Origin of the sequence: Kosakonia oryzendophytica, from assembly GCF_900094925.1 — a bacterium.
Taxonomy (GTDB): Bacteria; Pseudomonadota; Gammaproteobacteria; order Enterobacterales; family Enterobacteriaceae; genus Kosakonia; species Kosakonia oryzendophytica.
Map to the genome: position 1 here is coordinate 13416 of NZ_FMAY01000020.1, position 22062 is coordinate 35477.

13 protein-coding genes are annotated in these 22062 nt (G+C 52.8%); 5 read left to right on the forward strand and 8 right to left on the reverse strand.

The annotated features are described in order from the left end of the window. Window positions 1-8: 8 nt before the first annotated feature. From GA0061071_RS22380 to GA0061071_RS22390, 3 genes are all read right to left on the reverse strand, one after another. The gene (locus GA0061071_RS22380) at window positions 9-674 is read right to left on the reverse strand and encodes a dihydrofolate reductase family protein (protein WP_061492445.1); all 666 of its coding nucleotides are present in this window, start codon (window positions 672-674) and stop codon (window positions 9-11) included. A gap of 38 nt (window positions 675-712) precedes the next feature. Then, window positions 713-1732, reverse strand: coding sequence for a zinc-dependent alcohol dehydrogenase (locus GA0061071_RS22385; protein ID WP_088236936.1), 1020 nt, complete (start codon window positions 1730-1732; stop codon window positions 713-715). A 508-nt stretch (window positions 1733-2240) separates the two neighbouring features. After that, window positions 2241-3176: a LysR family transcriptional regulator gene (locus GA0061071_RS22390; protein WP_061499674.1), complete on the reverse strand. Its 936-nt coding sequence runs from the start codon at window positions 3174-3176 to the stop codon at window positions 2241-2243. Between the two features lie 186 nt (window positions 3177-3362). Here GA0061071_RS22390 and nfsB point away from each other — a divergent pair, with 186 nt between their 5' ends. The 5 genes from nfsB to GA0061071_RS22415 all read left to right on the forward strand — a co-directional run bounded on the left by nfsB (window position 3363) and on the right by GA0061071_RS22415 (window position 8053). Further along, window positions 3363-4016: an oxygen-insensitive NAD(P)H nitroreductase gene (nfsB, locus tag GA0061071_RS22395; protein WP_061492443.1), complete on the forward strand. Its 654-nt coding sequence runs from the start codon at window positions 3363-3365 to the stop codon at window positions 4014-4016. A gap of 332 nt (window positions 4017-4348) precedes the next feature. After that, on the forward strand, window positions 4349-5644 hold the full coding sequence (locus GA0061071_RS22400; RefSeq protein ID WP_061492442.1) for an MFS transporter: 1296 nt from the start codon (window positions 4349-4351) through the stop codon (window positions 5642-5644). A gap of 20 nt (window positions 5645-5664) precedes the next feature. After that, window positions 5665-6564, forward strand: a complete 900-nt coding sequence (gene ttdA / locus GA0061071_RS22405) for a L(+)-tartrate dehydratase subunit alpha (RefSeq protein WP_209446753.1) — start codon at window positions 5665-5667, stop codon at window positions 6562-6564. Then, entirely contained in the window at window positions 6561-7169 is a 609-nt protein-coding gene (gene ttdB / locus GA0061071_RS22410) for a L(+)-tartrate dehydratase subunit beta (protein WP_088236934.1), read from the forward strand. The genes ttdA and ttdB overlap by 4 nt, the downstream gene beginning before the upstream one ends. A 26-nt stretch (window positions 7170-7195) precedes the next feature. Beyond that, on the forward strand, window positions 7196-8053 hold the full coding sequence (locus tag GA0061071_RS22415) for a fumarylacetoacetate hydrolase family protein (RefSeq protein WP_061492440.1): 858 nt from the start codon (window positions 7196-7198) through the stop codon (window positions 8051-8053). 355 nt (window positions 8054-8408) lie between these two features. Here the strand turns inward: GA0061071_RS22415 and GA0061071_RS22420 are convergent, their stop codons facing one another. From GA0061071_RS22420 to GA0061071_RS22440, 5 genes are all read right to left on the reverse strand, one after another. Further along, window positions 8409-9323, reverse strand: coding sequence for a LysR family transcriptional regulator (locus GA0061071_RS22420; RefSeq protein WP_088236933.1), 915 nt, complete (start codon window positions 9321-9323; stop codon window positions 8409-8411). Window positions 9324-9501: 178 nt separating this feature from the next. Then, window positions 9502-10098 (reverse strand): hypothetical protein, encoded by a 597-nt coding sequence (locus GA0061071_RS22425; RefSeq protein ID WP_061492438.1) that lies wholly within the window; start codon window positions 10096-10098, stop codon window positions 9502-9504. A gap of 246 nt (window positions 10099-10344) precedes the next feature. Beyond that, window positions 10345-11136 (reverse strand): hypothetical protein, encoded by a 792-nt coding sequence (locus tag GA0061071_RS22430; protein ID WP_090269463.1) that lies wholly within the window; start codon window positions 11134-11136, stop codon window positions 10345-10347. A gap of 440 nt (window positions 11137-11576) precedes the next feature. Next, on the reverse strand, window positions 11577-11909 hold the full coding sequence (locus GA0061071_RS22435) for a hypothetical protein (RefSeq protein WP_061492436.1): 333 nt from the start codon (window positions 11907-11909) through the stop codon (window positions 11577-11579). 3 nt (window positions 11910-11912) lie between these two features. Next, window positions 11913-22016 (reverse strand): hemagglutinin repeat-containing protein, encoded by a 10104-nt coding sequence (locus tag GA0061071_RS22440; protein WP_245191450.1) that lies wholly within the window; start codon window positions 22014-22016, stop codon window positions 11913-11915. Window positions 22017-22062 lie beyond the last annotated feature (46 nt).

Genomic DNA, 22062 nt, shown 5'->3' on the forward strand with positions numbered 1-22062 from the left:
GAGTGATATTAATATGTCTGGGCAGACATACGTTTAAAATGTAGAAGATTATAATTAGACCGGGCATCAAAATGGTGCAGTGAAAATGCTTTGGTATGATTTATGTCCTTGTATCCTTCGCCATCTGCAAGAGTAGTCGTTGTTGCGCCACCAATAATAATTGGCAACTGCATTAAAATAATATCATCCACCACATCAAGATCAAACATCTGCCAGTTTAAATAACCACCACCTTCCACCATAATATGTTCTATTCCACGTTGTTGAAGGAGCGAAAAAAGAAAATTAAAATCTACCCGATCGACCCCCGCAAAAAGGACCTCTTTACCATGTTCGCGTATTCGTTGAATCATCGCGTGACCACGAGCCCGTTCTGTTGTAACAATGAGAGATTCCTCCGGCGAACACAACACTCTGGCCGAATCGGGAAAATCCAGCGATGAGGTAGGAATAATGCGTAATGGATTATTGCCGCCATAACGATTGGTTAATTGCGGATCATCAGTCACAATGGTATTTCGCCCTACCATAATGGCATCGACCTTCCCGCGGAATTGATGAATAAATTGTATATCTTCATCGTTAAGCAACTGGAATAATCCTTTACTGGATCCACCATGACCGAGAGTTAATTTACCATCAATAGAGATCTGACTAAAAATAGTAATTTTCATAATATCTCAACTTATCTTAGCTTAAAGAAAAAGAATTCTTACAGATATTTCGCATTCGGTGTAAAGACACATTTTATAATATTGGAGCAAGGATCGTTGAGCAGATGGTCGAAAGCCTCTGCACATTCGTCAAGGGTATAACGATGCGTTACCAGTTCGCCCAGCGCGGGAATCATACTGGCCATCTGTAATGCACGCGGGAAATGTTGATTATATTCCCCCGCGCCAATCAAACGGATGGCATTAACCAGAACGTATTTTACCGGCAATGTATAGGTGTAATTTCCGTCAAACCCGAAAAGAACAACTCTGCCACCCCGACGAACCGTGCTCATAGCAACATCGAGTTGATTCCCTACCGTGTCGATAACTACATCTACCGGGGTTTGCTGTAGCCTGGATCTGAGTTCATCCGCATGCAGGACATCCAGCCCAAGCGATCGCCCGAATTGAATACGGTTTGGGTTCAGATCCGTCGCCAGTGTCTTTACACCCATCACCCGGAGCAGCAACTGAGCCACCAGACTCATCGGCCCCGATCCCAGCACTAACACCCGCTCTCCCGCCTGAATCTCAGCATGGTCAATATTGTTTAAAATACAGGCGACAGGTTCAATGAGCACCGCGGTTTCCCAGCTCATCGCATCCGGTAGCGGATAAACAAATGGCATCCGGGTAATAAATCGTTCCACAAACATGCCGTGTTTATTCACACCGACAATATCCAATCCTCCATTGTGGCCACCAGTGCAGAGATGTGTGCGCCCAGCGCGACAGGCTGCGCAGCGCCCACAATATTCATTCGGATCGATAACGACTCGCATACCGGGTTGCAGGCCCGTCACCGCATTGCCGACATTAACAACCACACCAACAGCTTCATGCCCGCGAATAATACCCGGCAAACCTTCCTCTCGCCCTGCTAACACTGCCAAATCAGTTCCGCAAATACCAGAAAGTACAATATCAATCTCAACACCATCTTCCGGTAATAGGGGGGAATACTGATAGGTTATGAGCCCTAACGTTTTTTTATCAATTAAAGAAATGGCTTTCATAAATACAATCCATTTATAAAGAATATTCCATATATAAAACCCGCTTCGCCAATAGATATAGCGACTACTTCTGTATTCATTTGAGAGCAAAATCACAATATTTTGTTATAAAAATATCCTTAACTAATATTCACAATCTTAAAAACCTAATACTTGAATTTATATGAAAGTGAAAACAAGTCTATCTTCTTGTTTTCACTATAATCACATAAATACAAAACAGAATTACAGCAATGAAAAAATGACAACCATAAATAAGAACATGACACATCATAAAATAATAAATTAGAGAGCAACGGGTTAGGCTAATATTCTAGAGAGGGAATAAATCGGCGGGAATAAAACACAATTCACAGAGGAGTACAACCGTCAGCAGAAAAAATAGGACACCCGTTGGGGGTATTATCAGCGATGAATATGCATGGCTTCTCTTTCACAATGGGCTTAATGCCCTCAGCCGTGTTCCTTTATGATGCGCTCACGGGGTTAGTAACCCGTGACGACGCACTCAATATGTTGTCTTAAACGCAGGGTGACTGTGCATCAGCGCGGTGATCGGCTGAAGGTGCTCGCGCAATGCGTTGTGCAGGTGGCGGATAGCCGGAGAAAACTGTTTACGGTGCGGGCAGATAAGGTTTAACGGTGCAGCCTCCCCCGGATGCTGCGGCAAAAGCACCTCCAGGCGGCCCGCCAGTACGTCATCGCTGAGATCGATCCACGATTTGTAAACAATCCCCAGCCCATCAATGGCCCAGCGCCGGGCAACGTCAGCGTCATCGCATAACATGCGGCTTTTAACGATAAGCTGGCGGCGCATGCCATTTTCCGGGAAGCTCCACTTGTCATACACCTGGCTATTCATCGTGAACAACAGGCATGGGTGATTAACCACTTCGTCCAGCGTTTGCGGGCGGCCGTTGCGCGCCAGATAGGCCGGTGAGGCCGCCAGAACGCGGCGGTTATCTGCCGCCAGCGGCAACGCCACATAGCTGCTGTTATCCAGCACGCCGTAACGAATAGCAATATCGACCGGGTCACGGAATACATCACTAATGTGATCGGACAGCGAAAGACGCAAGGACACTTTTGGGTGCTGCTGGCAAAAACGGGTGATCAGCGGTAACAGTACATTGCGGCCAATGTCCGATGGCATCGCTACGCGCAGCTCGCCCTTGATCTCGTTATCGCCGCTGTGCAGGCTTTCCGCGCCGGCGTGCACCACTTCCAGCATCTCCTGGGCGTAGGGAAGATACTTTTCGCCTTCCGCCGTCAGCCGTAAGCTGCGTGTGGATCGCACAAACAAGCGCTTATCCAAATCCCGCTCCAGCCGGTGCACAGCCGCGCTCACCTGGCCCGGCAGCAAACCGGCTTCCCGTGCGGCATTTGAAAAACTTCCCAGTGCTGCTGAGCGGACAAACAGCGTGACATCTTCCAGCCGAATCATGATCTCTCCGGTGATAAAGGGGCGTACCCCGTCTGTTGTGCCAGAAAATAGCGCGCAGGCAAACTTCATTTTCACTCCAGGAGTGAAAGTGTTGTCCCTTTATAGCGATTTATCTCGTTATCTTTTGCGTTTATTCTCCAACAATCCCCTCAATCTACTTGTTATTTTTGCGCCAGGAGAAACAGGATGACCCTTGATGATGCTGTGATTGCCCGCCATACGGTGAAAGCGTTTGAACCCGGTAAAACGCTGCCGCAGGAAAAAATTGACACCTTACTTAACGTGCTGCGAAACAGCCCCTCGTCTGTGAATTCACAGCCGTGGCACTTTGTGGTCGCCTCCACGCCGGAAGGCCGCGAAGCGATAGCGAAATCCACCAGCGGTGCGTATGCCTATAACGAACCGAAAGTGCTGAATGCCTCTCATGTCATCGCCCTGTGCATGCGCAGCGATCTCGATGACCAGCATCTGCAAAACGTGCTGGCGCAGGAGCAAAAAGATGGCCGCTTTGTCGCTGAAGGCGCACAGGCCGGTCAGGACAAGAGCCGTCGCTCTTATGTGGATATGCACCGCTATGAGCAGCGCGATATTCCACAATGGATGGAGAAACAGGTTTACCTGGCGCTGGGCGGCCTGCTGCTGAGCGCCGCGATGCTCGACATTGACGCCACGCCGATGGAAGGGTTTGATCAGCGCGCGCTGGACCTTGCACTGGGTCTGCGTGAGAAAGGGCTGACCAGCGTGGTACTGGTCTCGCTGGGCTTTCGCAGTGAAAAAGACTTTAACGCTGCACTGCCAAAATCCCGCTTACCGCGTGACGAGATCTTTACCTTTATCTAAGCCCGCCAGCCCGGTTCGCCGGGCTTTTTTATTCGCCTGGATTTTGAACCCTATCACATATCCCGTTTTTCCCTCGTCGGAGCGATTGTTTCATTAATGTAAAATCACTTCTGACATTCTGTTAATAATCGCACGGTTTTTAAGGTTTTATTGATCGCGAGCGGGATTTCCGTCGCAGTTTTTGTTTCACCATCAATTATTTGCATTTTTTATATAATCATCGCCGGATGATCCCCCGTTTTATTCCTCTCATAGTTGTTTCGTCAGCAGGTCGCATTTTTATTCCGTAACGTTGCCTGTCATTATTATTTTAACTGCTGGAAAACAATGTTATGAACTCTACAACTGAACAGGTTACGCTCAGGAAAATATCCTGGCGTATCGTACCCTTTGTGATGTTTGCTTATTTTATTGCATTCTTTGACCGCATAAATATAGGTTTCGCCGCGCTCACTATGAACCAGGACTTAGGATTTTCCTCCACGGTATTTGGTATTGGCGCGGGCATGTTTTTTATTGGCTATTTCTTAACAGATATTCCCTCAAACGTTATTTTGCAGAAAGTCGGGCCGCGTATCTGGCTGGCCCGTATTATGGTGAGCTGGGGTATTATTGCCGCCTGCATGATGTTTGTTGAAACCTCGACCGGTTTTTATGTTCTGCGCTTTTTATTAGGCGTCGCTGAGGCCGGGTTCTTCTCCGGTATTATTCTCTACTTAAGCACCTGGTTCCCGATTAAACGCCGTGCGCAGGTGATCGCGTTCTTTATGGCGGCCGCGCCGATTTCGTCGATGATTGGCTCGCCGCTGGCAGGCACCATTTTAAGCATGCACGGTGCGTTTGGCCTGAAAGGCTGGCAACTGATGTTTATGCTGGATTCCGCTGCCGCCATCCTGCTGGGTATTTTCACCTTCTTCTACCTCAACGATCGTCCGGAGAAAAACCGCTGGTTGAGCAAAGATGAAACCCAGTGGCTGATTAACACCCTGGCGGAAGAGAACCAGAACAAAGGCAGTCAGGCGAAAACCAGTATCTGGAAAGGGCTGACCGATATCCGCGTGCTGACGCTGGCGGTGGTCTATTTCGGTACGTCGGCGGGCCTCTATTCGCTGAATATCTGGTCGCCGCAGTTTATTAAATCCTTCGGCCTGACCACGTTCCAGATTGGCTTTATTAATGCCATCCCGGCGGCACTGTCGATTGTGGCGATGATCCTGTGGGCAAAACACTCCGACAAAACCAAAGAGCGTACCTGGCACGTAGTCAGCGCCTGCCTGTTCGCCTGCCTCGGTTTTATCCTCGCCGGGTTGGTGCACAGCCTGCCGCTGGCGATCTTCGCGCTGGTGATGGCCAACGTCGGTATCTCGTCCTGTAAGCCACCGCTGTGGAGCATCCCGTCGCTGTTCCTCAATGGACCGGCTGCGGCAGCAGGCCTCGCTGCCATCAACTCAATTGGCAACCTGGGTGGGTTCGCTGGCCCGGCGGTGATCGGCTGGCTGAAAGAGACCACCGGTGACTTCTCTCTCGCCCTCTGGTGCGTGGCAGGCATGCTGGTGGTTTCCGCCGTCCTGACCCTCTCTATCGAAATTAGCCGTAAACGTAAGGCAATGAAGAGCTCATTAGCCTGAAATAAGAAATGGAGCATATTGTGAGCACATCTGAAGCAATTTCGTCATTAACTGACGTGATGACCCGCTTTACCGGGTATGTCGGGAAACGTCTGCCAACAGACGTTATGAAAAAACTCGAAGCACTGCGTGCGGAAGAGGACGCACCGCTGGCCGTGGCGGTGTACGACTCCATGTTTGAGAACCAGAAACGGGCCGACGAGCTGGATCGCCCGTGCTGCCAGGACACCGGGGTGATCCAGTACTTCATCACCTGCGGGGCGAAATTCCCCTACTTAAGCGGGCTGGAGTCGATTCTGAAAACCGCCACGCTGGAAGCCACCAAAAAAGCGCCGCTGCGCCACAACGCAGTAGAAACCTTCATTGAGAAAAACACCGGCACCAATACCGGCTCGCGCATACCGTGGCTGGACTGGGAAATCATCCCGGATGACGACAGCTGCACCATTGAAGTGTACATGGCTGGCGGCGGTTGCTCGCTGCCGGGCGCGGCTAAAGTATTGATGCCAGGCCAGGGCTATGAAGGCGTCAACCAGTTCGTGTTTGACGTGATCACCTCCTACGGCGTGAATGCCTGCCCGCCGCTGCTGGTTGGCGTTGGCGTGTCGACGTCGGTAGAAACAGCTGCGCGTCTTTCCAAGAAAGCGATTCTGCGCCCGGTGGACTCCTGCCACCCGAACCCGGACGCCGCCAAAATGGAAGCACTGCTGGAAGAGGGTCTGAACAAAGTCGGACTGGGGCCACAGGGCTTGGGCGGCAAAGCGTCGGTGATGGGCGTCAACATTGAGTCCTCCGCCCGCCACCCGTCGACCATTGGCGTGGCGGTTTCCACCGGTTGCTGGGCGCACCGCCGCGGCGCGATCCGTTTTAACGCCGATCTCTCTTACGAAATTCTTTCCCACCAGGGGGCTGTATTATGAAAAAAGTGCTCACCACACCCATTAAAGACGAAGACTTACTCTCCCTGAAACCTGGCGACATTGTCTACCTGACCGGCACACTGGTGACCTGCCGCGACGTGGCGCACCGCCGCCTGATTGAGTTAAAGCGCGAACTGCCGGTCGACCTGAAAGGTCTGGCGATTTTCCACGCCGGTCCAATCGTGGTGGAGAAAGGCGAAAATGAATTCGAGATGATCTCGATTGGGCCGACCACCAGCATGCGTATGGAAAAGTTCGAGAAAGAGTTTATCGAGCAGACGGGTGTGAAGCTGATCGTCGGTAAAGGCGGGATGGGGCCGAACACCGAAGAGGGTTGCCGCACGCACAAAGCGGTGCACGCGGTGTTCCCTGGCGGTTGCGCGGTGCTGGCGGCCACCTGCGTAGAGAAAATCGAAGATGCCCAGTGGCGCGATTTAGGGATGCCGGAGACCTTGTGGGTCAACCGGGTAAAAGAGTTCGGCCCGTTAATTATCTCGATCGACTGCGAAGGCAATAACCTGTTCGAAGAGAACAAGAAAGTCTACAACGCCCGAAAACTGCCGATTATTGAAGAGATTAATCAGCAGGTTAAGTTTATTAAATAACCCGCCGTTCAGGCACAGGTATTATCATGAAGTTACTGAGTTTTGTTAACCCAACATCCGGTGAAAAAACATGGGGTTGCATTGACGGCACGCAGGTTTTTGATTTGGGGAAACGCTTATCGGCGTATTTCCCGGACCTGAAATCCGCCATCGCGGGCAATGCGCTGGCGGAACTGACGCCGATGATCCCGGCGCAGGCGGATTTTCACGCCGATGAGATCCGTTTTCTGCCGGTCATTGAAAACCCCAGTAAAATTTTCTGCGTGGGCATGAACTACATGGAAAAGCGGATCGAGTTCGAACAAACCATCGATGCGCCGACCCTGTTTGTTCGCTTCGCGGATACGCTCTCCGCACACGGCGATGTGGTGTGCAAACCCGACAGCAGCAATGAGTTTGATTACGAAGGCGAGCTGGCGGTGGTGATCGGCAAAGATACGGACAATGTCAGCCGCGACAACGCGTTAGAGCATATCGCCGGTTACAGCTGTTTTATGGATGGCTCAGTACGTGATATGCAGTATACCTGGTTCACGTCGGGCAAGAACTGGCGCAAAACCGGCGCGTTCGGCCCGTGGATGGTGACCCGCGATGAGATCCGCGACCCGCAGGATTTGGCGATCAGCACATGGCTGAACGGCAATCGCGTGCAGAACGATTCGACCCACAATATGATCAACTCCGTCGCCATGCTGGTGGAATATATCTCCCGCTTTAGCCCGCTGCAGGCAGGCGACGTGATCATTACCGGTTCGCCGGGGGGCGTGGGCAAAAAACGGACGCCGCCGCTGTTTATGAAGGAAGGGGATGTGATCGAGGTGGAAATCGGCAACATTGGCCGCCTGGTCAATCGCGTTACCGCGCTGTCGAATGCAATGGCATAGTGCTGTGGTTTTCCCCCCACCCCGACCCTCTCCCCACAGGGGAGAGGGAACTTAACGCACCTGGTGCCCGGCGAAACGCGCTGTCGAACGCGGTGGCGTAGTGCTGTGGTTTTCCCCTCACCCTGACCCTCTCCCCACAGGGGAGAGGGAACTTAACGCACCTGGCACCCGGCGAAACGCGCTGTCGAATGCAATGGCGTAGTGCTGTAGTTTTCCCTCCTGGCCCTCTCTCCACAGGGGAGAGGGAACTTAACGAACCTGGCCGTCCGGCGAAACGCGCTGTCGAACGCGGTGGCGGGGTGCGATGGTTTCCCCTCCATGCCCTCTCCCCAAGGGGGAGAGGGGATTTACCAGGTTAATAGAGATCCGAAATCACCGGTAATTCATGCATTACCACTTGCATCATATTATCCCGCGCTTCATCCCGTGCCCCTGCCACCCATACGGCGGCCATCGGCAATTTACTGCGAATCGAGTCATAACCTTCGCCAATCGGAATGAATTTAATATTCAGCGCCGCCATGCGCATAACCCAACGAGGCATAATCGCCGCGCCCAGTTCTGCCGCCACCATATTAATAATGGTCTGTTTTTCATCGGCAATTTGAATCAGCGTCGGTTTAAAACCGGCATGTTCAAACAGGCTTAAGGTTAAATCGTAGCTGTGCGGGCGTACACGTTTTTCCGGCACAATCAGCGGGATATCGCGTAAATCATCAACATTGATTTCACTGCGGTTGGCCAGTGGGTGCTTATCGGAAATCGCCAGCACCACATCTTCGTAAAACAGAAATTCGCTATGCAACGCGCTGTCCATCTGGCTTTGCGGGCGAATAAAAATCAGATCCAACCTGCCGGTTTTCAGCTTTGGCAGCAAACGTGACGATTTATCTTCCAGAAAACTCAGTTCCACGCCAGGCCAGCGCTCGCGAAAATGGTGCAATACATGGGGAATAAGGCTGACCGCCGCGCTATCGATCGCGCCAATCCGCAGTTTTCCTGCGTTCTGCCGCGCCAGCGTCTGAAAGCGTTTTTCGATATCGTCTGCACGCGCCACCAGTTCCCGCGCTTCCGGTAAAAACAGCGCGCCGTGGGGCGTGAGGGAGACATTGCGCGTCGAACGCGATAATAACCGCGTGCCGAGATCTTCTTCCAGCAGCTTAATATAGCGGCCCAGCGCAGAAGGCAGCATATCCATTTTTTGCGCCGCGTGACCAAAATGCAGCTCGTCCGCCACGGCAATAAAGCACCTGAGCTGGTGAAGTTCCACCGACACGCCCTCACGATATAGGTTTGGTTTTATCGCTCTATAATAATCGCTCTCCTGGCGGGATCACACATTACGCCTGTGAATATGTGACGCGGTTAAACCGCGCCATACCGGCTTTATTTAACAAAATAATGGGAAAACGGTTATCACCGGGATAACCGTTTTGTATCTGATGGGATTATATTGTGGCACCGTTGATCATATACCACGGTTTTTGGCCAGGGCAGTTATGGATGCCCCACTCCCGCACGGGTTGCAGCTCTGTGCGGCCAGATTCATGAACAACAACTTTGTAGACTTTTAAATACCGCTCAGCCAGGCGTGAGTACTCTGGCCGTTCAACATTGACATAGTAATAAGCGCCCGGTTCCGGTTTAAAGGTGACATAGCGCTCATTCACACGCGCCTGGTTCGTCAGGATCCCGCCGCTGCCATCCCGTCCGGCATAAATAATGCGCACGCTGATAAACTTCTCGGCGCTCACCCAGTATTCATCACGGTTTTGCGTCATATCCGCGACGTAAGGCACACCAATTCGCTTGTGATCGCCCATGAAAGAGCCGGAACCAATAAACCCGTTTTTATTGGAATAGAGATTAATACAGCGGTCGGTTTCCGGGTAAATACGTGCCTCGGTATTATTCAGATCGAACGCCACGCCCACGCGATTCGGGCCGGTATAATCTTTGATACTCTGGTTATATTCTTTCACCATTTCATAAGTTGAGCAGCCGCTGAGTAACAGCACGGCCGCTAACGCCACCATCGCTTTCATTTTTAAAACTCCTTGTAAAAACAAGATGATGTGATGGGATAAGAATAAACTCAATACGGGCAGGGAAAAGACAAACTTGTTGCTGGCATTGCAGTTAGAGCGGGATTAAATGTCGGGAGTTTGAGGTAAGATTTAACCATGAAAAATAAGCATCCGTGACCAAAGCAGCGGTAGTGGCAGATACCTGCCCATAGCGTTAATGCCATGAGCAGTGCAATGAATGATCACTCGCTATGTCGTGCGTTATCAGTTCAGCGGTGTCAGAGCGCTCAGTTTAACAAACCCTCGTTTATTGCTCAGATGCCCTTTTTCCGCTTCGTCGTACACTGCAACATAGATCCACGCTTTATCGACGGTTCTGATTTTAGCCAGCGTTTCATTACTGTTGACCGAAGCCAAATCTGGCGCTGTTTCACTGACCTCGCTTTTCAGGGATAACGTCTTTTCACCCTCTTTCAGCTGATATAACACGAGATAAGGCGTACCTGATCCACAGCCGTCAAAATCCTGAGCGATCATATCGTCTGCGTTTTTTGCAGTATTCTCCGGCTGGAATGACAGCAGATCGGCTTGATAGTTATCTGCGTTGCACTCCATATATTTAATCACCGCGGGTACTTTCATCGTACCGGGTTGGTTAACGTACCACTCTTTAAACGTAAAGAAATTATCCGGGATATTCTTGAAGTTCTTTTTGATAAATGCGATCTTCTGCGCTTCACTGCCGTTCACAGTAATATCAATTACTTTGTTATCTTTCTTTTTATTACCCAAGGCAAAATAGCGAAATTCTAACTCTGGCGTATTGACCGTTGCATCAGCATTCCAGTTCGGTTGCCAGTAAGCCTGGAGTATACCGTTTTTTATCTCCTCCGTCGCAATCGCGCGAAGAGAGAACACAGCGAGAAAAAGAAAGAATATCAAGCTGGCGTATTTTTTCATTTTTTGTATAAGATAAAACATCAATCCTCCAAACAGTAAATTCTGCAACCTTTTTTCTATCTTACTAACATTTTCTATTTTAATGTTCTGCCACATATTCACTCTTTATTGATCAAAAAAGAAATAATTTTTAAATAATAGATCATACCGATATACTTATGATTAATATCGTAGTATGCTACTACCTTTGTATCATCACCGATCCAAGAAATAATTTCCTATTTTATCAAGGACATACCAAGATTAATTGCGAACCAAATCTAAGGTCGGGTAATTTAGTCAATAAAATTATTTTAATGTTTTGACTATAATGAAAATTAGATTGAGTTATTTTTATCAAAAAGACTTACAGGATTTTTTGTATAGAATGAAATGCACAGGGAAAAAATGATAATTTTGGAATAACTCTAACTTCGCCTATAAATCAGTTACTGCCAGTTTTGTGTAGCATCTAAAATCTAATTAAACATGGCTTAACCCTGACAGGGTTATCAGCCTTATCTATACCTACTGCAGCCAGTACATACACAATCCAGTTATTCTCCACAATAACGATCATCTTGCTGCATTAAGGGTTCCAGTTCTTTTTCCCATATACGTTTTTGATATAGTTGCCATTCATTAGGCTCATTTCTACTATGCAAACAATTACGAACAGCCTGAATGGCGGTATTAAAATCAGAGCTACTTAATTCCGTAAAGCTAATCTGATCTAAAACTAGCATTTCCATTACGATATCATGAATGTGGCTATATTTCCCTACCAGTGCTTCATCAAGTAATGCTTCTAAAGCATCAGATTCAGTCCTGTTTAAGGTTGTATGTAAATCCTTATCTTGGGGATAGCCTATAAAAAAAGTAGCACCCATACCTTACCTCATTATAACTATTTTATCTTGTTGTGATTTAGGTAATGTTTTGATGAAGTCAGTAAATATTTTTTGATTCTCTGAATTCAACACACTGAAATCAACAGGAACAATATCAGCTTTATTTAAATGATCAATTATCTGCTGCTGCCCATTAGGTAATTTACCAGGAGCCTTAGACATTGTCATGTTCTTCTCAAAAAATTTATTAATCCCATTAACCTCTTTCTGAGACAAATTCTTTGTTGTATACATTAAATCTACAGTTTTTCCTGCATTGGATCCACTTGTGATAATAAAGTCTGCATTCTTGCCAATTGAGGCAGTCTCTGTTATCCGTTCCATTGTACCCAGAACAGTTTCCAGTCTTGCAGCTGCAGCGGCTTCAGCAGGGTTGTATTGGTTATTACCTGTAATATCTAAAGTATTTAAACGACTTTGACCTTCCAATGGGGTGGCATTTATTTTTACTTCATAAATCCCATCACTATTCTTTATCAGTGGTGGTTCAACACTTCCAGTTTTTGTAACCTGCCCTTCTTTAGACACCGCAACATTAATAACTTCGCCAGTCTTGGCCGATTTAAAGACTAGTGTTGTAGCCCCTCCCAGCCCTACGCCAGCATAGACTATTTCCGAATATTCTGGCGAAACACCCAGTGTTTCCAGTAGTTCTGCACCTGCGGTTTTGGTTGGTCTGCCAGAAGCTAAAGTCTGGGAGCCTGCTTGTAAGTTATCATAGCCTGAAGCTGCTACAATCACACCAGCGGCGCAAGTGACAATCCCTGCGCAACTGGCTCCGCCCCCAATCATTTCAGCAGCACCGCCTGCCGCCTGAAGAAGCCCTGCGCCCCGGGTGGTCAATTGGTATTCGCCATTGACGTATGAAGCGCCGTCCAGAATGGCATTAACGTCAGTGTACTGGAATAGCGCCACGGAAATAGTGACATTTTCTCCGGTTAATGGATCCTTATAGCTAACCGCAAATTTTTCATTAGCCAATTGTTCACGAAGGGCTGCATATTCCGGCTTGCTGCCAGTTTTTTCGAGATTTTCGTAGTAGGCTTTTTCTGCTGTTCCCTCCGCAAATTCAGCAGAGCATTTGAGGAGCGCACAGGCTGCTGCGTCAATTTCTTGTTTTGTCGCCACACCTTCTTTAGCCAGCCTGTCAATAACGGTTTTTTCCATGTGATTGGCTAAAGTATTATTCTCAACCTCAACCCGCGCCGCATTCCCTGCGCTGACCATGCCGTTGGTGTTGCCGGTTGCCACACCGCCGCCGACTGCCCCCACTGCCGACACCAGGTTGAGGATCACCATCTTCTCATCCGGGTTTAATTGATCTGCATCTTTGCCATACAGCGCCTGAGCAAATTGTTTCGCCCCGGCGGAGGCGATAAACCCGCCGATGGCGCCTGCGGTGGCGTTACCACCTTGTGCTTTGGCAAGCGCGGCGGAAATCACCGTATGTAGCGCTATACGTGCCGCTTCGTTTTTGCCTGCGGCCTCTTTCACCAGTTTCGCCAGCACCGGTGCTGCGCCCGCCGCCATACCGCTCTGCACATTGCCGCCAAGCACACCCGCCAGTAATCCGGTCATCGCCGAACTGGCGGTCCAGAACGGGCTGCCGATGCCGTACTCCTTATCCACCTCTTTAAATTCAGCCGACGCGGTGACCTTGTCGTTGATCTCCTCATCGCTCAGCCCGCTCAGCTCGCCGCGCGCCGCCATCTCGTCACGCACTTTCTTCTTCGCAGCGTCCAACTTGCTGTCCATATACGCCGTCATTGCCTGCGTACCCAGCGACGTCGCCTGCTGCTGAATCTCCAGCTTGTCTTTGATGGCCTGCTTGTCGAAGTTGTTTTCCAGCGCGTTGTGCGCATTTGCCGTATCACGGCTCAGGTTTGCCACATCCTGCTGCTGGTTCGCCTTGTCGCGAATGATGATGTCGCCTGCAGCAATCGCGCTGTGCGTGGTGTTGCTGGCGCTTTCAGACACGCTCGCCATCGTCATCGACGGCAGCCCGCCTGGCATCGCTTTGTACTCGCCTTTCTGGTTCTCTTTCGCGGTATCGTTGGTAGGGGTTTTGAGATCCCCGGTTTTCTCCACTTTCTCCACACCACCAGAGACGCTCAGGCCGAACTGGCTACCGCTGGACTCAGCCTTGTTATGAATATCGCTCCAGCCCAGCGTATCGGTGCTGAGACGGTTTTTCGCTGCATCCGCATTCGAGGCAATCACTGCGCCGTCCAGTTGCGTGTGGCTGCCAACGTTGATATCAAAGCCGCCCTTACCGGCAAAAATCCCGCTCTGATCGATGACCGACTGGTAGTCGTTCTTCATCTTACCGTTGCTGACGCTCACGCTGCCCTGCACCGAGGAACCGGCACAAATAGGCGGCACGCAGATGCTGACGTTCACACCCGTGGAGCTGGATTTACTGTCGTATTCGGCTTTGTCCTGCTGGCTGCTGATGGTCAGGTTACGGCCCACATCGGCAATCACCCGGTCGCCATGAAGCTCCGCGCCCTGCAACGTGGTATCGCGCCCGCTATTGACGTTCAGCGTCTCATCCGCGTGGATCTGGCTGTTGTGATTAACCAGGCTGCTGCCGTTCTCTTTGCTCTGCGAACGGCTGGCACCGATATCCACTGAGAAACCGTTTTGCTGGCCAATCGCCGAGAAGCTCACGCCCAGGGAGTACTGACTGCCACTGCTGCTGCTCTTCTGTTTATCCGTGTCCTGCGCTGCCGCCAGCGTGATGTCGCGTCCTGCGTCCAGCACCACGTTTTTACCGGTGATAGTGATGCCCTGGGCAGTGATATCCTGATCGGCTTTGACGATCACCGATTCACCAGCAACCAGGTTGCTGCCCTGCTGTTGCTGGCTGCGGTAATCGTGTTTCTCTTTCGAGGAGCCAGCAGAAACCCCCACGCTCACCCGCACCATTGACGAGTCATAGGCTTCTTTCGCCACGTTAACGGCGGTGGTCAGCCCGGCCTGTGCGGCATAGATCCCCGTCAGGCGTGGGTCGCGCCCCTCTTCTGCCGAGCGTGCAGCATTCTCCAGCGCCTGTGCCGCGGAGACGACCCAACCAGATGCCGATGCTGTCGCGGCGTATTGCGTCGAAGAGGACTCGCTCTGGGTATGCAGACGGTCTTCGCTGACATCCAGGCGCACATTCTCGCCACTGATCGCCAGCGACTTACCGGCGCTGATGTCCGCACCATTCACCGATACATCTTTTTTCGCCTGCAGCGCCACATCACCATCTTTGCTGGCAATCTGGCTACGCAGCGTGCTCTGCTGGTTGCTGTCGAGCTGCGAGGCATGTTTTGAGCTGCTGTAGCCGACTTTGCCGCTATAACCGTCGCCGCCGAGGGCGCCGACCATGCTCTGGCTGCCGCTCTGCTTGTCATAGACGGTGTTATTGCCGGTGGTGACGTTGATATCGCCGTTTTTCGCCGACAACAGCAGGTCGTTAATTGACGCCAAAGAGCTACCAGAAACATTCACATGCCCATTCTGGCTGGTGATGTAGATGTCCTTCGCAGAAATCTCGCTGCCGGTCTGCGTGGTGGTCTGCCTGTCCCCCTTGCTGCTGGATTTCTCCATGCCGAACGGCAGAATTTTAGCGCCGTGGTTCGGCCCACCACTCACGGTACGGATAGCAGAACCGATGGTGGGTGCTTGCGTTGTAATGCTCCAGCTACTGCTGCTGGCGCTGGTACTCAGGCGTTCTTTGTCGGTTGAGGTGGCGATATCGACATTGTTTTTTGCATCGATAATCACTGCTTCGCCCGCGCCGAGGCGGCTGCCACCAATCAGCACATCGCCCGGGCTTTTTGCTCCGGTGGCATCCAACTGGATATTACCTGCCGCTGTCAGGTTGCTGCCGGTGGCGAACTCACCATAATAATGGGATTCGCTTTTTGACGACGAACGCCCGTAGCTGATCGGTAACGAGGTGCCGCTACCAAGATCGGCAAAGGTCGCTGCGGCTTCACTTGCCAGTGTTTTCCCCTGTGTGATGCCACTGCCACCCATCTTGATGATGTCACGCACGTTGCGCACCGCATCGATAATCGGGTTGGAGAGGGAGATGCCCACGCCACTGCTCTTGCTGGACTGTTTCACCGTCTCCTGCACCACATCCTTACCAGGGATAATTGCAATATCGCTGGCGGTGATGTCGATATGGCCGGTTTTACGTTCGGTATCGCCCTGTTTACGCGCTGCGACCACATCGGCGGCGCTCAGCGTCGCCTGGTTACCGGCCTTGATAATCACATTGCCGCCGGTGGTGCCGATCACGCTGCGTGCATCGCTTTGTGCGACTTCGCTGCCCTTACGCGACACCTGAGAAGACTGCGAACCAATGGTGATGCCCAGACCACCGCCAAAGACGCCACTTTTCTTCGTCTTCTTCATGCTGTAGTGAGAAGACTCTTCCGTCGCCGCTTCAACGGTGACATCGTTGCCCGCTTTCAGGGCAATATCCCCTTCAGCAGCCACAGCGGATCCTTTCACCAGCAGGTTATTACCGGCGTTCAGCGAGACGTTATCACCGCTCAGCAGCGTGCCTTTTTCGTTGGTCTGACTGTTTTCTTTGATGGTGTGGGTGGTGGTTTTTTTCAGGAAACCTTTTTTGGTTTTGGTTTCTTCAAAGTATGAATAGTCGCTTTCGGTGGCGGTGTTCAGGTTAATATCACGCCCGGCAGAAACGCCGACGTCACCTTTTGCCAGAACCTGCGCTGCGTCTGCGTTCATGTCGCGACCGGCCACGATGACCGTGTTGGTGCCGCTGCTGATTTCGCTGCCCTGCTGGCGAACCTTCTCGTTAATGACCGTTTTCTTACTGGCTTTGTAGCTGTCGCCCTGGGTGCTCGCTTCCGCCAGCAGATTGACGTCGCGGCCTGCCTGCAAGCCGACCTGCTGCTCTGCCGCCAGCCCGGCGGCCTGCGAATTGATGTCCTGGCCTGCGGTCAGCGTCAGGTTATTACCCGCGCTGACGGTAGTGCGATCAAGGCCAGTGCTGTGGTTTTCGCTTTTACCATTGCGGCTGTTCTGACTGGTCTTCTCTGCGTTCAGGTTCAGGTCATTACCGGCTGCGAGCTGCGCGTTTTTCCCGGCGCTGACATTACTGGCACTCAGCGTCAGATCGTTACCCGCCCGCATCGTAAGATTGCCACCTGCAGTAATGGCGCTGCCCTGGTAAGAAACATCGGCATGGCTGGTCGCAGTTGTGCGAGCATAGCCCGAAGTGAAACCTGACTGAGCATAAGCATCGTTTTTCTGGATGGCGTTAACGGCGATATTGCCCGTAGCATCCATCAGCAGATCGCCCCCTGATTTCAGCGCGGAGCCGGTCAGGGTGATATCTTTGCCCGCCGTCAGCGACAGACCATCCTGTGCGGTAATGCTGGCAATGCTGCCGAGTGTGGTGTCTTTGAGACTGACCGAACCGCGTTTGCTCTTCGCATCCAGTGAGTACTGATTAGCAAGCGTGAGGTTATTGATACTGCCGTCGAGGCTCTCCAGCGCCACCGTTTTACCGCTGATGGCAGCGCTGACGTTGTTGATATCGCCAATCGCACTGAGATCGATATTGCCGCCCGCTTTGATCAGCGCGTCGTGGGTGTTGGTGATCGACCCTGCGCTTTCAACGCTGAGGTCGTTTTTCGCCAGCAATGTACTGCCACTGTTGGTGACACTGCCGCCTTCCAGGCTGACATTGTTCCCGGCTATCACGCTGCCGTTGTTTACCGTCACGTCTTTTGGCGACAGGTAGACTTTGGGGATCATCACCGTTTCGCCATTAATCGTGGCGGCTTCCCACCACAAAATGCTGTGATCCAGTGATGCAATTTGATCGGCCGAGAGCGCCACGCCAAATTGCAGCCCCAGTGACTGTTGGGCACTGGCAGCGTTATCCATCAGGTAACGCATCTGGTCGAGGTCGGAACCGATGCCGTTGAGATAGCGGCTACCGGTCTGGTTCAGCACCACATTGCTGACATAACGGGTATCGAATGCTGCATCACCGAGGAAACGGTAGTCGTAGTCCGGGTTCAGTTTGATGCGGCTCAGCATGTACGAGGAGCCAAGGAACTGCTTCTCATCGGTATAAGCGCGGTTAGTCTCACGCGGGGCGGCTGAGGGGCTGATACCCAGCAGTTTGTTGAGATCGCCAAACAGGTTCGGGTCAAGCTGCCCGAGACCGTCGAGTTTCGGGTTAACAGTGATGAGGTACGGGCTTTTCGGGTTATCCGACACCACAAAATAACCGCTGTTGCCGGACGGCAGCGGATAGGCGCTGGTATCAACGGATTTGCTTTGGTGCTGGCCAGGTACGGTGTTTTTCAGCACCGCATTAGTCACGCCTGCGCTGGCGAGGCTGCCGAGATTGGCCTTGTCTTTTTGCTGTGCGCCAATGCCGCTCAGCACGCCGCCGCCGTTAATCTGTTGCAGGGCGTTGTGCAGTTGATCCTGCCACTGCGGAGAGTTCACTGCTGCCGGGCCGTTTGCCAAGGCCTGTTTTGCCACGCTACCGCCAATACGTTGATTGCTCAGAGTATTCAGTGACGGGGCAGTGAGGGTGTTGCTAATGCCTCTGGTATTCGATGTGGTAGTCGTGTTGCTGATATTACTGCTAAAACTGACACTTACATTACCACCGGCCTGGATAATGGAGCGGTAGATTTGGCCTGTATCATATTGTGTTTCTTGTCCTTTCAATACGAAACGTGCTGTGCTGTTTGAGAAACCGATTCCTTTGGGTTTCGAGCTCAATGGATTTTTTGCAAACGTATTTTGCGAATAAGGACCGTTATTGAATTCATAAGTAAGGTAGTTCGTCTGTATCCCTTCTTGCCAGCTTTGATTATTGAACTGAGTCCCACTTATAGTTATGTCTTTTCCAGCAAGGATATTACTGGCTTGATTATCCAGTAAGCTGGCAAATATATTCATTCCCCCTGCAGACTGGATCCTGCCTGCCTCACCATCTGCGGATACACTGACAGTCGTTTTGGATGTTGCAAATCGCTGAATTGCAGCATCTTTAAATGGCGCAAGATAATATTTGGTCTCATATCTTTCGTGGCAGGAATTATTGGGCCCGCACCCTGTATGGCTAACGAGAACCTCTTTTGTGTAATAGCCATAGCTATCGGCAGGTAACGCTGAAAAAGGAACGTCAATGGTTGCAGCCCCCAATCCAGATATGTCCATAAGTTGAATTGTCTGTGCCGATTTCCGCAACCCATCGCGGGTATTCAACAGATGCCCGGTCTTAATGGTGATATCGCCATTGCGGGTTTCTATGGTGCCGGAGGTGTTGATCACCTCGCTGCTGGCATTGCCTGCCGCATCCCGTTGCAGCCACAGGTTATTGCCCGCCAGCATATCGCCGCGCTGGTTGGTGATACTGTTGGCATACAGCGCCAGGTTGTTTGCCGCATACAGCAGCGCGGTGTTGATAATTGCGCCCGGCGCGCTCAGCGTCAGGCTGCCTGTCGTGCCGGCAAAACCGTTTACGGTGATATTCCCCCGGCTGGCCAGCGTGATATCGCCGCCACCCTGAAGGGCACTGTTGCCGTTCAGCACAATGGCGCTGCCGCTTAATGTGCTCGCGCCGCTGCCGGTGGTGATTTGCCCGCTACTGGTCAGTTGTCCGCCCGCGCTCAGGTTCAACGCCTGGCCCTGCATCACGCTCTGGTTATCTATCGCACCGTTGCTGGTGACGCTCAGGGTTTTGCCTGCCGCCAGCGTGGTTTTTGCGGTAAAGGCGTTCGTCAGTTGCAGCGTCAGGTTACCCAGCGCCACCACCTGACCCAGTGCATTCAAACCACCCGCCCCCACAAACAGGTCGCCACCGCTGAACAGCTTACCGCCGGCGGACTGCTCCACCTGCGTGGCGTTCACCGTCAGCTGGTTCTTACCGAGCAGTGTGCCGTTGTTGGTCAGTTGCCGGTAACTGAGCGCCAGGGTATTCGCCTGGGTGGTGCCCTGGTTCGTGAAGCTGTCGCCGGTAAGGGTCATCTGGTCGGCCAGCAGCGTGCCGGTGCCGCCGTTACGTGCAGCGTTGAGGATGAGATTAGTGGCCTGCAGCCAGCCCGCGCCGGTGTACTGCGGGGTGGTCAGCGTCAGTTGCCCGCCGGAGAGCAGCCTGCCCTCGTTGCGCGCCAGGGTGGTGCTGTCGACGCGGGTGTCCCCCGCGCCCTGAATCAGCCCGTAGTTAAACAGCGACGGTGTGGTCAGGGTCAGCCCCTGCGTACTCACCAGTTCACCGCCTGCGCTGTTGGTCAGTGAATTCGCCGTGACCGTCAGCCCGTTCCCCTGGATGTTGCCGGCGTTGCCGAGCGTGTCCGCATTCAGGGTCAGCGCGCCGTTACTGGCCAGCGAACCGCCCGCCAGTTGGGTCGCATTACCCGTCAGGGCGATCGTCAGTCCGTCACTGCCGCTGACGGCTCCGCTGTTGGTCAGCGCGTCTGCGCGCAGGGTCAGGTTTTTCGCCGCCCACTGCCCCTGATTACTCAGCGACAATGCCTGCAGGGCCGCCGTGCCCAGGGCGGTGATTTTGCTGCCCGTGGCTGAATTCAGGTTGCCGGTAAGCTGAAGGTTCAGGTCGCCCGCGCTCCGGATTGCGCCGCGGTTATCCAGCGACTGTGCCGCCAGCAGAATCGCGTTGCCCTGCCACAGCCCGCCGTTGTCCACCGTCCCGGCGGTGATACCGAGCGTGCCCTGCGTTAGCAGTGAACCGGTCTCGCCGTTGATCAGCGTCAGTTGCGGAGCGGCCATCGCCATCCGCGCCATCAGTCTGGCGGCAGGTTGTGCGGCGTCCAGCGTCAGGTTGTCCAGCCCGGTCAGCGTGCCGTTGTTGGTAATGCCTGCCTCATGCGCCGTCAGGGTTTTCCCCTGTACCGCACCGTTATTTTCCAGCGTCTGTCCGCTCAGGGTGACATCGCCTTCGCTGAGGAGCTGCCCGCTGTTACGCAGCGTCTGCGCCTGAATATCCGCCGTGCCCCGGCTACTGAGCGAACCCGGCAGCGTCAGTGTACCGCCCACGGTGGCGGTGAAATCCCCCAGGCTCAGCAACGAGCCGCCGAGCATCCAGTCATCTGCCGTAACGCTGACCTTTCCGCCCTGCAATGTACCCTGTGTGGACAGTTGTCCGGCATGCAGCGTGAAATCGCCGCCGCTCAGCGTGCGCGAACCGCTGGCGGTGGTGAGGGTGCCGGCGTTCAGCGTCAGGCCCTGCGTACCCTGCCACAGTCCGTTGTTTGTCAGTGTCGCAGCGCTGAAAGCCAGCTCACCGCCGGAGAGCCATTTGCCCGTCTCCGCGTTGATAAGGGTGTCCGCGGTGGCCTGCGCCTGTTGTGTTCCCTGGATCAGGCCGCTGTTGGTAACGGTGTGGCCGGTAACCGAGACGCTGCCTGCGGCAATCTGGCCGCGGTTGCTCAGCGTGTCGGCCTTAAGTGTCAGACCGTCATTCACAGACAGCAGACCCTGGTTGTCCAGCGAGGTCAGATCCAGGTTCAGGTCACCACCGCTGACAAGCTGCCCGGTACTGCCGTTGACCAGCGCCTGCGTGTTCAGGATCAGGCTGTCGTTGCCCTGTAAAATGCCGTTACTGGTAAGACGCGGCGCGCTAATGCGCAGGTCTTTCGCCGCCAGCGTGCCGTCATTCAGTACCTCTGTGGCGGTGATATCCGCCAGATGCTGGCTCAGCACACTGCCCTGGTTACTCACCGCTGTGCCGCGCAGCGCCAGGCTGTCGCCGCTGACCATCTGCCCGCTGCTGGTCAGGCTGTCGCCGTCCCACGTCAGGTTTTCCGTTCCCTGTAACAGGCCGCTGTTGCGTAAATCGCCGTGCAGGGCGAGCACCTTCGCCATCAGCGACCCGCTGTTCTGGCTTCCGGCCACCCGCAGCGTCAGCGCCTGCCGGCTCAGCAGTCTGCCCTGGTTGGTCAGATTCCCGCTGACACTGGCGTTCAGCCCGTTTTCACCGAGTGCATTCCCGGTGTTGACCCACTCTCCGGTGGCGAGGTCAAGCGTGTCGCCCTGCAATTGTCCGGCGTTGGTCAGGCTATCGTTTTTCAGCACCAGGCTGCCCGCGCTCAGCAGTAAACCACCCTGCTGGTTGGTAAGC